Source organism: Pedobacter sp., assembly GCF_035317785.1.
Lineage (GTDB): Bacteria > Bacteroidota > Bacteroidia > Sphingobacteriales > Sphingobacteriaceae > Pedobacter.
This window is the reverse complement of record NZ_DATHGC010000108.1, coordinates 1-14,157: the sequence shown is the minus strand read 5'-3', so window position 1 is coordinate 14,157 and position 14,157 is coordinate 1. Positions and strand designations below refer to the sequence as shown.

The following is a 14,157-nucleotide window of genomic DNA, read 5'->3' as shown; positions in this document are numbered from 1 at the left end:
GCACGCTTGGTGAAATAGCTGATCGTCAGCGGGACCATAGGGAAAATACAGGGCATCAGGAAGGCCAGGAAACCCCCAACCAATCCGGCGATAAAGGTCTCCCATAAGGTTTTTTCCTTTTCAGCTGATGAAGATGTTTTTGCTTTGGGCTGGTCATGCTGTGATCCAGAGGCTGATATCGCGGTGCGCTCTTTGGCAATCGCCGGAGAAACAACTGCGGTATCCGCAACAACATTTGTATCTGGAACAATTTCGGTAAATTCGATGTCATCCAATGAAGTCTCTGCCTGTTGGGCATAGGCCAAATTTGATAAACCTATGGATATAACAGTCCCCATAACAAGCATTTTTATGCCTGTTATACAATTATTCAGCATCATCTAAACGATTATTTGGTCACAGGAATAGAGAACTCCACAGTTTCCGGAGGAAGACATTGCTGGTCATCACACACCATAAACTCAAGAGATCCTTTTACCGTAGGATTTGCTCCTGTAAACTTAATTTTCTGCTGAAAGATCGCAGATTTCTCAAAATAGCTCACATTCATTTCAAATGACTTTTCAAACTTGGTAATTGGCTTTGGTTCAACTGTCTTACCTACCAGTTTGTATGCTTTTGAAACGGGGAAAGTAAAAGTCGTTCTTACCGGTCCGCCATCAGCCATATTCTGAGAATAAATATGCCATCCATCTTCAATAGTTGCTTTTATAAACAAAGTTGCTTCAGTAGCGGAAGTTTTCTTTGCCACATAGCCCCACTTCACCGGCTTTAAAATTTGGCTGCTTGCAGATAAGCTTAAAAATAATCCTGCCGCGAATAATAATAAGTTCTTCATGTTACGCTTTTATTGTATTTGTTTTTGTTATAATATTTATTTTTAATTAAAGCCGATCTATTGGATCGTAACCTGTAAATATGGTTTCCGTCGAGATGAATGATTCTTTAATACATTCCTCCTTTACTAAATCGGTGCTAAGATACTTTTTATTGCTGTCACACAACAACGTTACCACTATAGCTTCGACACCTAATTTTTGTTTTAGTTTAATGGCTCCGATTACGTTGGCTCCTGAAGAAATACCTACCGCAAGTCCCAGTTCTCTGGCCAACTTCTGTGCCATAATGATTGCGTCTCCGTCATTGGCTTGTATAACTTCGTCCAACTCGTTTAATTTTACAATTTCAGGAATAAACTCATCAGAAATGCCCTGAATTCTATGACTGCCTACCTTGTAACCTGTTGTCAGGGTCGGACTTTCTGCCGGTTCCAGAGGATGGATTTTGATCATAGGATTGTGAGATTTCAGACGTCTGCCTACTCCCATCACGGTCCCGCCGGTACCAACACCAGCCACAAAAGCATTAGGTATTAAACCCGCCTTGCTCAACTGCTCCCAGATCTCCATGCCTGTAGTTTTTTCATGCGCCTCTTCATTGTACCTGTTTTCAAACTGCCTGGGCAGAAAAACACCGCCCTTAGCTGCCAGTTCTTCACACATTTTGATACTTCCCAGAAAGCCGCCCTCTTCTTTGCTCACCAGGATCACTTCCGCCCCCATACTTCTGATGATATCGATCCGTTCCTTGCTCAGCCAGTTTGGCATGATGATCTTTACCGTATGACCCAAAGCTTTTCCGATGGCGGCAAAGGCAATACCTGTGTTGCCGCTCGTAGCCTCTACAATAGTATCACTCGGTTTGATCGCACAATTTTTATAAGCTTCAAACAAAATATTCAATGCCATCCTGTCCTTCACACTGCCTGTCAGATTATAATGCTCACATTTTACATAAATCTTCCCGGGCTCACCTTTATAAGTGTAATGCAATTCCAGCATTGGCGTATTGCCCACCAGATGCCATAAGTGTTCAAACTTACTTTCCAGATCTGCACTTAAACACGCGGCCTCTTTTGTTTCAATTAACATATAAAGTATTATTCTAATTATTGTCAAAACTCAATATTATAAAGCATACTCACAATGGATACCAATATATTCCATAAATTATTCGGAAAATTGCTCTAAAACTTTATTTATTTCTATTATTGCATTTATTTAAATTCATTATTCGTCTTTTTTTCAATTGATCATTTTAAAAGCTCATGCAGTTAAACTTAGATACCGTAGACATAGAAATTCTAAAATTCCTGCAAAAGGACGCGACATTAACCAATAAGGAACTAGCTTTTAAGCTCAATAAATCAATTGCAACCATTCACGAACGGATCAGAAGACTAAAAGAGCAGGGATACATCGTGCGTATTGTAGCCATACTGGACCGGAAAAAAGTAGACAGGAATCTGATTGCTTTTTCACACGTATTCTTAAAAGCCCACACGGCAGAAGCGCTTGGTGAATTTGAGAGTGAGGTGGCAAAATTCAGCGAGGTCATGGAATGCTTTCAGATGACCGGTGCCTATGATTTCATTCTCCGTATAGCAACCAGCGATATGGACACCTACCATCTTTTTCTGCGCAACAAGCTGGCTACGCTGCCAAATGTAAGTACCGTTCAGAGCTTTTTTGTGCTTTCGGAAACCAAGAGTGATACCGCCTATCCGCTATAAGCTTTAGGTACTTCCTTAAAAATTTAATTTACTTACTAATTAATCAGCAGTACCCTCATGGTATATGGCTGGTACATGCGTTTAAATCCTTTCGGCGATAACTCAAGTTTCTTAAGGGCATCTCTTGGGCGTCTTTAGGGTTATGGGCCTAGCAACCCCCTAGTAAGGCCCTTGAGGGGGTCGAGAGAATATGGCCACAGAAGCCACACAAAATAGACACAACCAGAAGGTTGCCGCCCAAGATAAAAGGGCTGCTCTATACAGAACAACCCTTCCAAACAGAATAAAAGTACTGAAGAATTTTAAATTCCGCCACCCAGAGAACGGTATAGCTCAACAGACGCACTCAGCTGAGCAGTTTTTATCGATGCCAGTTCCAGTTCACTCTGCAGTGAGTTGCTTTGGGCTGTAATGACTTCCAGGTAAGTTGCCATTCCATTCTTAAACAACAGGTTGGCATTTTTTACGGCCTGCTGCAGTGTGCCTACGCGTTTTGCAGAAATGTCGTACTGACTTTTCAATTTTTCAATCTTTACCAGTTCGTCAGATACTTCACCTACGGCATTCAGAACAGATTGCCTGAATTGGATCACTACCTTCTCCCTGTCGATTTTTGCCAGTTCATACTGCGTTTTCAATTGTTTTCTTTGAAATATAGGCTGGGTAATCCCGCCTCCTACTACACCAAACAGCGACGCAGGAACATTGAGCCAGTTACTTGCCTTGAAAGAATTCAAGCCACCGCTGGCAGTTATGCTCAGTGAAGGGTACAGACTTGCCTTGCTGATCCCGACTTTGGCATTCGCTACTGCCAGGGACAGTTCCGCACTTTTCACATCAGGTCTTCTGCCCACCATTGCTGATGGCAGGCCTGCCGATAAATGCTCCGGAACCTTAGTTTTTTCCAGGCTGCTCAGTCTTTCCACTGCACCCGGCAATTGGCCGGTTAGAATGCGCAGGGCATTTTCCTGGAGAGTGATGTTCTGCTCCAGCAGGGGGATCAGCTGTGCGGCTACCAGTTGCTGGGCTTCAGCCTGCTGAATGGCTAGTGAGGTCACCTGTCCGGCATCAAACTGCATGTGGATGATGTTCAGTGTGCTGTCATTCAGCGAAAGGTTCTTTTTGGCAATGGCAAGCTGCGCATCCATCATCAATAGCCGGTAATAGCCTTGTGCTACACTGGCTACGATGCGGGTCTGTACTGCTTTCTTTACCTCTGCAGTTTGCAGATAGGTAGCCAAAGCCGCTTGTTTCTGACTTCTGATCTTGCCCCAGATGTCTGCTTCCCAGCTCAATCCAAGATTGGCATTATAATCTTCAATATGCGAAGTTTTTAAAAATTCGCTGGCACTCAGTCCATTGAGACTATTGTCTGAAGGCCTGCTCGAATTGGCAGTCACCTGCAAATTGATGGCCGGCAAGTTGCCAAGTCTGGATTGTTTGAACAGCAGCTCGGATGCCTCAATATTTTTAACAGCCAGCTGAAGGTCATAGTTTTTTAGCAGGGCGGTATCGATCAGCCTCTGGATATCAGGCTCTGAGATAAATTCTTTGAGCTCTAGTATTGCCACGCTGACAGTATCAGCAGTCTGTCCGCCCCTGAAGGCAACAGGCACTGCATCTGCCGGTTTGGCGATGTCTTTTGACACCTTGCAGCCTCCGGCTATTATTGCGGCAAACAATACGATATATAAATAATTATGCGATTTCATGAACGAGTTCTTTTACGTGATTTGGATGATGTCCTACAGGTACGGGTCTTTTTGGACTGATCCTTTCCTGTAAATATTGGAAGATGATGAACAGTACAGGGATAACAAATAGTCCAAGGATTACTCCCGAAACCATCCCTCCTGCCGCACCGATACTGATCGAGTGGTTACCCTGTGCAGACGGCCCGGTGGCGATACTCATCGGGAACAAACCGACAACAAAGGCTAGTGAAGTCATGATGATCGGACGCAGTCTTAACTTCGCTGCTTCCAGAGCTGCTGCAACCAATGGTTGTCCTGCCCTTCGTCGCTGAACCGCAAACTCGACAATCAGGATGGCGTTTTTGGCCAGCAAACCGATGAGCATGATGAGTGCTACCTGTACATAAATGTTGTTTTCAATGCCTCTCAGTCCGATGGCTACAAACACTCCGAAGATACCTGTAGGGATAGAAAGTATGACCGCCAGCGGCAGGATATAACTCTCATATTGTGCGGCCAGCAGGAAATAAATGAACACCAGACACAACAAGAAGATGATGGTTGATTGTCCGCCCGATGACAGCTCTTCCCTGGTTTGTCCGCTGAATTCATAAGAATAGCCGGAAGGCAGTTGCTGTGCGGCTACTTCCTGGATCGCCTTAATGGCGTCTCCCGAACTAAAGCCCGGTTTTGGAATGGCATTGACCTGTATAGAGTTAAACAGGTTATAACGTGATGCGGTTTCAGAACCATAGATACGGTTTAGTTTGACCAGGGTATTGATCGGCACCATTTCACCGGATTTGTTTTTCACAAATACCCGGTCTATGGTAGAAGGATCTGCCCTGTCAGCTACATCAGCTTGTACGATCACCCGGTAATATTTACCGAAACGGTTAAAATCTGAGGCTTGTGAGCTACCAAAATAGGTTTGCATGGTCTGCAGGATGTCTTTGACACTTACGCCCAGCTGATCTGCCTTTTCGTCGTTGATGTCCAGCTGCAATTGCGGATAATCCGCTTTGAAAGTAGTAAATGCTACTGCAATTTCCGGACGTTTCATGACTTCACCGATAAAGTTATTGGCCACCCCGCTAAATTTATCCAGTTTGCCACCTGTTTTATCCTGTAAGATCAGATCCAGAGCTTCCACATTACTGAAACCCGGAACTGTAGGGAAACTGAATACGAAGAAACTACCACCTGAGATGCCACCCAGTTTGGCGCGTACCTGGTTCATAATGACATTAATGTCCTTTTCCGAACCGCGCTTGTCCACCGGTTTCAACAGCACAAAACAAATGGCAGATGAAGGGCTTGTAGAGTTGGTCAGCAAACTGTAACCGGGAATGGAAGTCACAAACTCAAATGGTTCCATCGCACCTAACGTGTTCTCCGCTTCTGTCATCACTTTGGAGGTTCCTTCCAGGGAAGTACCTGAAGGTGTATTTACTGCGATAGCGATAAAGCCCTGGTCTTCAGTTGGGATAAATCCTGATGGCGTGGTTTTTACCATCCAGATCGTAGCCAGTGTAATTAATGCCAGACCGCCCATGCTCACCCATTTGTGACGGATCAGGAATTTTAGCCCGCCAACGTATCTGTTGGTCATCGCATTGAAACTGCTGTTGAAACCTGCGAAGAATTTCTGGCTGAAGGTTCTTTTTACCGGGATATTGCTATGCTGATCGTGATGATCTCCGGAATGGTCTTTCAAAAACAAGGCTGCCAGCGCCGGGCTAAGTGTCAGCGCGTTGACTGCGGAGATGACGATCGCGATGGCCATGGTAAAGGCAAACTGCCTGTAGAAAACACCTGTTGAGCCTTCCATGAAACCAACCGGAAGAAATACTGCGGCCATCACAAGGGTAATGGAGACAATGGCACCGGTAATTTCATGCATCGCTTCGGTGGTTGCTGCTTTAGGTGACAGGCCCTTTCGCTCTATCTTTGCGTGTACGGCCTCGACGACGACGATCGCGTCATCCACCACGATACCGATGGCGAGTACGAGGGCAAACAAGGTAAGCAAGTTGATCGAGAAGCCAAACAGCTGCATGAAAAAGAAAGTACCTAGTATGGCTACCGGCACAGCGATGGCCGGGATCAGTGTAGAACGGAAATCCTGCAGGAAGATAAATACCACGATAAATACAAGGACAAATGCTTCTATAAGGGTATGTTTTACCTGGTCAATAGACTGGTCAAGCGCAACTTTAGTACTGTAGAAGATGTTCTGCTTGATGCCGTCAGGGAAGTCTTTGGCAGATTTTTCCATCAGTTTATTGATGGCGATCTGGATCTCATTGGAGTTGGATCCGGCCAGTTGTACTACCCCGATCACAATTCCTTTTTTACCGTTCAGCCTGGTTAAACTGGCATAAGAATAGGCGCCGAATTCAATTCTGGCCACATCTTTCAAACGAAGAATGGTACCGTCTGCATTGGCGCGGATGGCAATGTTCTCATATTGCTCAGGTTTGTTCAGTTTCCCTTTGTATTTGATGACATACTCGAATACTTCTTTACTTTTCTCTCCGAATCTGCCCGGTGCAGCTTCCAGACTTTTGTCCTGTATGGCGGCAGTGATTTCATTTGGGGTAACCTGGTAAGTAGCCATCTGGGTTGGATTCAGCCATACCCGCATTGAGTAATCCTTAACCCCGCCAAATATACTGGCAGCACCGACACCCGGGATACGTTTGATCTCAGGTATGATGTTGATCTGGGCATAGTTGGCCACAAAGGTCTGGTCATATTTTTTCTCGTCTTCTGTATACAGACCGATGGCCATGATGAAGTTGTTCTGTTGTTTTGCAGTAATGATACCTTGCTGCACCACCTCGGCAGGCAACTGGCTGGTGGCCTGGGCTACCCTGTTCTGAACGTTTACAGCTGCCTGATCGGGATCTGTACCCAGTTTAAAGTAAACGGTTATGGCAAGTGAACCGTCATTACTTGCGGTGGAGCTCATGTAGCTCATGTTCTCCACACCATTGATTGATTCCTCGATGGACGGTGCTACTGAACGGAGTACGGTTTCCGCATTGGCACCCGGATAAACCGCCGTAACCAGCACGGAGGGCGGGGCAATATCTGGAAACTGCTGCAACGGCAGTTTAGTCAGACCAAGTATGCCGAGTATAACTAGTAGTATAGATATAACGGTGGCAAGTACTGGTCTCTGTATGAATATCTTAAACATTGTTGTCGTTTTTATTTAGTAATTAATTGAGCAACTTTCTCTGCTGCTTTTTCTGGTTTGATCACCTGACCTTCCTGCAGGCGGTCAATTCCGCTCAGTACGATCTGATCTCCGATTTTCAGGCCTTCACCAATCAGGTAATTGCTTCCGCTCCTGCCAATGATGCTGATCGGTACTTTCTTCACTTTGTTGCTGTCTGCGACGGCGAATACGAAGATCTTATCCTGCATTTCAAGCGTTGCCGACTGTGGTATGATCAGGGCATCTTTATGCTCCACGCTCAGACGTATTTTACCGGTATTGCCTGATCTTAACAGGCCTTGTGCATTCGCGAAGGTTGCCCTCAGAGAAATGGAACCGGTTTGCTTATCAAATTGTCCGTCTACCATGTCTATCTTTCCTTTCTGGGCGTATACGGTCTGATCGGCAAGTACCAATGCCACTCCGGGGATCTTACTGGCTTTTTCAGCAAGTGTTTTGCCCGGGTATTTGGCGTTAAACCCAATAAAATCGTCTTCGCCTAAGGAGAAGTAAACATGTACCTCATGAGCATCTGACAGTAATGTAAGCGGCAGCGGATCTGAAGGATTCACCAGGCTTCCCTGTTTTTTAGGCAAGCGGCCTACATAACCATTTACAGATGCTTTAATTGTCGTATAACCTAAATTGATATTGGCGGTTCCGACGCCTGCTTTAGCTTGTTCCACATTTGCCTGTGCTACTGCTAAGGCGGCTTTTGCGCTTTTCAGCTGGAAATCGGAAACTACCTTATTGGCCACCAGTGGGGTAAGTTTCTCTACTTCAAGCTGGGCATTTAACAATGCGGCTTTAGCAGATTGCAATGATGCTTTGGCGATGTTCAGCGCTTCTCTGAAAGGAAGCTCATTGATTTTAAATAATGGCTGCCCTTTTTGAACCAAGGCGCCTTCGTTGACGTAGATCCTGTCCAGTGCTCCTGCTACCTGCGGGCGGATTTCCAGATCTACTGCCCCTTCTATTGATGCAGGATATTCTGTGAAGGTCGTCTCAGAGCTTTGGGTTACTGATGCGACCGGCAGCGCAGGCGGCGGTGGCGGCGGAGGTGTAGCGGTTTGACCCGAGCAACCGTAGATGAATATGGCTAAAAGTAAAATTGATATTTTCATAACGTGATTAGATAGTTTAACAGTGTTAAGTAATTGGAGGTAGTGCGGGAAATTTTTCATATATATTAGAGTTAAGAGGTGATTCGTATAACGACTATAAGTAGTTTAACGGTGTTAAGTACGTGTTAATAAAAAAGTTTCTATACTGTTATAAAAACCCGTTTGCATTTCATTAATGTTTAATCGTTGATGTATTTTATTATTCCTTTAATGGCATCCTTTAAAATCCGCTGGTTCATTTCTTCGTTGCGGCCCTTGTTGACCAGGTTTATAGAAATTAACCCGTGTATAATGGACCAAAACGTATAAAACTTTCTACAGACCATATCCTCAGGGGGATTTTTGACGGTCATGATCTTTTCAATTACTTCATAGATCAGGTCGTCTGCGAGTTCTGCTTCCGGCATGGATTTTTTAAGCTCACAACAGTTCATGTCTACTCCGTACATCAGCTGATAGAGTTCTTTATATTTAAAGGCAAAGTCCCAATAGGCGACCCACATGGCTTCCAACTGCTCAGCTGGTGCTTCATGCTTGTCTCTCGCAGCCCTTACCTCTCCGGCTAAAATAATATAACCCTTTCTGGTCAGTTCCAGCAAGATGCCTTCTTTGTTTGAAAAATACTCATATATAATAGGAGCAGTATATTCAATCTTATCGGCGATCTTTCTCATACTCAGTGAATGCCATCCCTCCTCCTTGACAATTTCCAAAGAAGCATCAAGAATATTTAATCTTGTTTCTTCTTTTAACCTGGCAATACGTTCCTTACTTCCCATGATAACAATATGAAAGGGTGTAAATAATTTAACACCGTTAAGCAAATGTAAATACTATTTTCAAACAGCGTATCATTTATTTGTCAAATCGCGTTTAAAATAATAAAACTATATTTACAGAATTCACCTTATTATTGCAAATTCGCCTTTGCATTCAAATAGAGACGGTATGAACAACAGCGTTACATTAAAGGACATTGCTAAAGCGCTTAATCTTTCTATTTCTACCATATCGAAATCATTAAATGATAGTTATGAGATAAGCGTTGAAACTAAACAAAAGGTTCTTGAATATGCTCAGAAACATCATTACTCGCCAAACCGGCTGGCAAAAGGGTTAAAAGAAGGTAAAAGCAGGTCTATTGGTGTAGTCGTTTGTTCTCTTGATAATCATTTTGTGGCGCAAATGCTTGACGGTATTGACAGGGTAAGTACAGAAAAGTCTTACCAGATCATTATTATGCAAAGTAAGGAATCACAGGATCAGGAAAGGGCATGTCTGGAGTTGCTTTATGCTGGCGGTGTTGATGGTATTCTGATCTCACCTGCCTGTGAAACTACTGATTTCAGCTACTTGACGTCACTCCAGGATGCGGGTCTGCCTTTGGTAGTATTTGACAGACTGAGTGACCAGATCAACACACACAAAGTAGGCGCTGATAATTTTAAGGGTGCTTATGATGCCACCGTACACCTGATAAAAAGTGGTTACAAAAGCATTGCTCATCTAAATACCAGTACTGCACTCAGCATCTCTACTGACCGGCTGAATGGTTATAAGCAGGCACTGACAGACCATAATATAGCATACCGTCCTGAGCTGGTGCGGTCATGTGACTATTCGGATGCTTACAAATTAAATAAGGACCTGGAGCGTGCTATCAAATACTATATGGGTCTGCCGCTCAGACCGGATGCAATATTTTCAGCTGGGGATCAGATCAGTACGAGATGTCTTGCTTTATTGAATAAACTGGGATATCGCATTCCGCAGGATGTCGCTTTGATAGGATTTACGAATACAGATCTTGCGGATGCATTAAATCCTGCTTTGAGCACTGTTCACCAGCCGGCTTTGGAAATGGGACAGCTGGCAGCAAAAAAATTGATCTCGCTGATCGAAAGTAAGGACGACACGCCGGCAGAATATGAAACGATCAAGCTTCAAACCAGTGTATTGGTCAGGAGGTCGACCTAACTGAATCCTAATAAACGAAAACGTTTGCGTTTTTATATATCAGTCAATTCATCTCATTATCTGGTCTAAGCTGTATAATTGTAAACCAATATTTTAAACCGCAATGCGACATAAAGAAAATGTATTAGTATTTGGTGAGCTGCTGCTCAGATTCAGCTCTGCCGATGAAAAATTTATAAATAAAAACCATACTGTTTCTTTATTTCCCGGCGGCTCAGAAGCTAATGTTTCGGCTTCGCTCGGCCAGTTGAATGTTCCGGTAAGTTATTTGACCTGTGTGCCGGACAATGCGCTGGCTGCCAATGCGCTGACAGCCTTATCGGAGCTTGGCGTGAATACTTCTAAAACTGTACTGCGGGGATCAAGGATGGGTTTGTATTTTCTATTATCGGCCAACGGCTTAAGCAGCGGGCAGGTGGTATATGACAGAAAATTCTCCTCGTTCAGCAATCTTAAACCGGGCGTGATAGACTGGGATGAAATGATGAAGGATCAAACCTGGTTTCATTGGACGGCCCTTACTCCTGCTCTGAATGAAAACATGGCCGGCGTTTGCCTGGAAGCTTTAACTGCCGCCAGAAAAAATGGATTAAAAATCTCCGTCGATCTCAATTACAGGAACAGGCTTTGGGATTTTGGCAGAGAACCGATCGAAATTATGCCTGAACTCGTCAAATATTGCGATGTAATCATGGGAAATATCTGGGCAGCTAATAAAATGCTAGGGACCGGCATCGATGACACTTTGGACCGCAATACCAGTGTCGTGGATTACCAGGAACATTCGGCAAAAACTGCGCAGGAGATCTTCAGTTTATATCCGCAATGTAAACATGTGGCAAATACATTCAGATTCATGGACAACCCTACCCATAACCTGTTCTACGGTGCTTATCATACTTCTGATGGAAATTATAATTCCAAAATCTATGAAACAAATGAAGTAGTAGACAGAATCGGTAGTGGTGATGCTTTTATGGCCGGTTTGATCTATGGCCTTATCAGTTTTGAAAACGGAACAGATATTATTGAAACAGCAACAGGATCCGGTTATCAGAAATTATTTGTTAAAGGTGATTTTGGTGATGGTTCCTTCTATTAAAATTAATTATGAACAATACAATAGCCAATACATTACAAACGATCCAGGAGCATCCTGTTATTCCTGTTTTTTACCATCAGGATCCGCAAAACTGCGTGGATATTTTAACAGCATGTTATAACGGTGGTATCAGGGTATTTGAATTCACCAACCGCGGTGTACATGCGGCGCACAATTTTAAAGTTTTACTGGATCATAGAAACGCGCATTTTCCGGATCTTAAACTGGGAATAGGAACGATCAAAACACCCGCGCAGGCTGAAGATTACCTTAACATTGGCGCAGACTTTATTGTAAGCCCGATTGTCAAAGCAGAGATAGCGAAAGTGAGTGCTGACCGCAATATACTTTGGATTCCCGGCTGTATGACACCCACTGAGATCAACTATGCCGAGGAGCTTGGAGCGCCGCTGATTAAACTTTTTCCGGGGGACACATTGGGGCCCGGTTTCCTGAAAGCGATCAAACCGCTGTTTCCTGCACTCAAATTTATGCCTACCGGCGGAGTAGATATCGATAAGGATAATATTGACGGCTGGTTGAATGCAGGCGTTTCTGCATTGGGTTTCGGTTCAAAATTGTTTAACCATACCGAAACCACCGGGGCAGGATACGTCTGGCTCAGCGAAAGGTGCAGGTCCTTAATAAAAATTGTAACCAGGAAGTAATCCAACTCCCTGGTTACAATACAGTTTACTTGCCGTTTCTTCTGTCATCCTGATCGTAAAGATCAATCACTTTGCCCTGCAGCCTGATCACTGTGCTTTCAAGTTCGCTTACTTTTTGTTTCAATTGGTCGATAAGCTGAGTTTGTTCACTAACACCCTCTTCACCCACATCCAGTAACTCTCTGAGAGTTAATTTATGTACTTCGGCAATCTGATTGATCCTGCTGAAATTTGGATCAGTAATGCTTGTTTCTAATTTGGAATACGCCGGAATGGATATCTCTAAGAGATCAGCCATGGCTTTTTGATTTACCCCCTTTTTTTGACGTAAGATTCTGAATTTTTCCCCTAATGTTTTCATAATCACTTTATTTAAAATTCCCTCAATTTTAATTGAAATAAATTTAAGAATTATTAAATAAAATATTAGGTTATTACTGCATTTTTTTTATTTATCTATTAACCCAAGTCTTCTGGCTACTGCAATTTTTAAATTAGTTAAGCTGTCATTTGACTTTAATACAAGTAGTTGTATAAAAATATCGCCATTAAAAGATTACGCGCCAGTTAAAAATTATTGTAATTAATAATCGTCTGTAAAAGCAAAATCGGGCTTTCTGTGCATCCATTTGCCACTGGTGAAGTCAGGAAATTCTACAGTTTGATTACCTAACTCTATAGATTGCTCACTTAAAGGCGTGATTGCACTCCATGCAGCCGCGTCATAAACATCCAGAGGAGTTGTTGTTTTACGTTTAACCGATTCGATAAAGGCATGTAATACAAAGAAATCCATCCCTCCATGCCCTGCACCCTGAGCATCGTTACCATACTTCTTCCAGAGCGGATGATCATATTTTTCAAGCCAGGCCTTAGCCGGATCCCACTCATGGGGCTTACTTATTCCTTCTACGTAAATACTCTTGTTTACATCCATCCATAGTCCTTTAGTCCCCTGAACCCTAAAGCCCAGTGAGTAAGGTCTTGGTAAGTTGGTGTCATGCTGCAAAATGATCGTTTCGCCGTTTGAGCAGTCGATAGTAGTTGTTACAATATCGCCAAGCCTGAAGTTTACCTTAGCATTGGGGTGAGATGCGCCGCCCCCGGCTACTATATGATTGTGCAGTCCTCTTGATTTGGTGGCGAAAGAATTGAGCGTTAGAAAACGGTTACCTCTATTGATGTCAATACAATTTGCTACCGGTCCTATTCCATGTGTAGGATAAAGATCGCCGTTGCGATGAACCGAATGATTTGTACGCCATTTTGCTTCAGAGAATCCTTTTTCATTAAATTCTACCCCTCCTCCGTATGGTTTGATGCCGTCGTTGAATTTAACCTCTCTCAGGTCATGCTGATAACCGCCCTGTAAATGCATGATTTCACCGAATACCCCTTGTCTTACCATATTTAGTACAGCCAGGACATCACGTCTGTAGCAGACGTTTTCGAGCATCATCACATGGGCGTTATTTTTTTCGGCGGCATGGACGACATCCCAGTGGTCTTCCAGGGTAATACCAATAATAACCTCTGAAGCAATATATTTAATGCCGGCTTCTATAGAGCTGATGATCATTTCTTTATGCCATTCCCATGGGGTGGCTACCAATACCGACTGCAGGCTCTTGTTTTCAATCATCTTTTTCCAGGCATAGTCATCGCCGGTAAAGATCTTTGGCATGGGTTTCCCGCTTTTAGCAATCATGGCTTTGGCGGTGCTGATCATTTTAGGTTCCACATCACAAATGGCCACAAGCTCTACATCATCTCTTTTTAGCAGCAATTCTAAAT

Annotated in this window: 12 protein-coding genes and 1 pseudogene; 4 read left to right on the top strand and 9 right to left on the bottom strand. The window is 43.6% G+C overall.

What is annotated here, in order from left to right:
* From VK541_RS06560 to VK541_RS06550, 3 genes and pseudogenes are all read right to left on the bottom strand, one after another.
* A pseudogene (locus VK541_RS06560) lies at positions 1-338 on the bottom strand (hypothetical protein); the annotation flags it as partial.
* 50 nt (positions 339-388) lie between these two features.
* Positions 389-838, bottom strand: a complete 450-nt coding sequence (locus VK541_RS06555; RefSeq protein ID WP_324368128.1) for a protein-disulfide reductase DsbD domain-containing protein — start codon at positions 836-838, stop codon at positions 389-391.
* A gap of 46 nt (positions 839-884) precedes the next feature.
* Entirely contained in the window at positions 885-1,931 is a 1,047-nt protein-coding gene (locus tag VK541_RS06550) for a cysteine synthase family protein (RefSeq protein WP_324368126.1), read from the bottom strand.
* Positions 1,932-2,107: 176 nt separating this feature from the next.
* Between VK541_RS06550 and VK541_RS06545 the strand changes: the two genes are divergently transcribed.
* Entirely contained in the window at positions 2,108-2,572 is a 465-nt protein-coding gene (locus VK541_RS06545; RefSeq protein WP_324368124.1) for an Lrp/AsnC family transcriptional regulator, read from the top strand.
* A 302-nt stretch (positions 2,573-2,874) separates the two neighbouring features.
* Here the strand turns inward: VK541_RS06545 and VK541_RS06540 are convergent, their stop codons facing one another.
* The 4 genes from VK541_RS06540 to VK541_RS06525 all read right to left on the bottom strand — a co-directional run bounded on the left by VK541_RS06540 (position 2,875) and on the right by VK541_RS06525 (position 9,395).
* Positions 2,875-4,284 (bottom strand): efflux transporter outer membrane subunit, encoded by a 1,410-nt coding sequence (locus VK541_RS06540; RefSeq protein WP_324368122.1) that lies wholly within the window; start codon positions 4,282-4,284, stop codon positions 2,875-2,877.
* A complete protein-coding gene (locus tag VK541_RS06535; protein WP_324368120.1) occupies positions 4,271-7,471 on the bottom strand; it encodes an efflux RND transporter permease subunit in 3,201 nt (1,066 codons plus the stop codon). Before VK541_RS06535 ends, VK541_RS06540 begins: the two co-directional genes overlap by 14 nt.
* Positions 7,472-7,482: 11 nt before the next feature.
* Positions 7,483-8,616, bottom strand: coding sequence for an efflux RND transporter periplasmic adaptor subunit (locus VK541_RS06530; RefSeq protein WP_324368118.1), 1,134 nt, complete (start codon positions 8,614-8,616; stop codon positions 7,483-7,485).
* 179 nt (positions 8,617-8,795) lie between these two features.
* On the bottom strand, positions 8,796-9,395 hold the full coding sequence (locus VK541_RS06525) for a TetR/AcrR family transcriptional regulator (protein WP_324368116.1): 600 nt from the start codon (positions 9,393-9,395) through the stop codon (positions 8,796-8,798).
* A 169-nt stretch (positions 9,396-9,564) separates the two neighbouring features.
* On the opposite strand from VK541_RS06525, the gene VK541_RS06520 reads away from it, so the two are divergent.
* From VK541_RS06520 to VK541_RS06510, 3 genes are all read left to right on the top strand, one after another.
* Positions 9,565-10,593, top strand: coding sequence for a LacI family DNA-binding transcriptional regulator (locus VK541_RS06520; protein WP_324368114.1), 1,029 nt, complete (start codon positions 9,565-9,567; stop codon positions 10,591-10,593).
* A gap of 103 nt (positions 10,594-10,696) precedes the next feature.
* Positions 10,697-11,695 carry a sugar kinase gene (locus tag VK541_RS06515; RefSeq protein ID WP_324368112.1) on the top strand — a complete coding sequence of 333 codons (999 nt, stop codon included), beginning with the start codon at positions 10,697-10,699 and terminating at the stop codon, positions 11,693-11,695.
* An 8-nt stretch (positions 11,696-11,703) separates the two neighbouring features.
* Positions 11,704-12,363: a bifunctional 4-hydroxy-2-oxoglutarate aldolase/2-dehydro-3-deoxy-phosphogluconate aldolase gene (locus VK541_RS06510; protein WP_324368110.1), complete on the top strand. Its 660-nt coding sequence runs from the start codon at positions 11,704-11,706 to the stop codon at positions 12,361-12,363.
* A 25-nt stretch (positions 12,364-12,388) separates the two neighbouring features.
* On the opposite strand, the gene VK541_RS06505 is transcribed toward VK541_RS06510, so the two are convergent.
* Together VK541_RS06505 and VK541_RS06500 are read right to left on the bottom strand one after the other, a co-directional pair.
* Positions 12,389-12,724, bottom strand: coding sequence for a helix-turn-helix transcriptional regulator (locus tag VK541_RS06505; protein ID WP_324368108.1), 336 nt, complete (start codon positions 12,722-12,724; stop codon positions 12,389-12,391).
* A gap of 222 nt (positions 12,725-12,946) precedes the next feature.
* Positions 12,947-14,157 (bottom strand): gfo/Idh/MocA family oxidoreductase (locus VK541_RS06500; protein WP_324368106.1); only part of this gene is annotated, 1,211 nt, incomplete at its 5' end.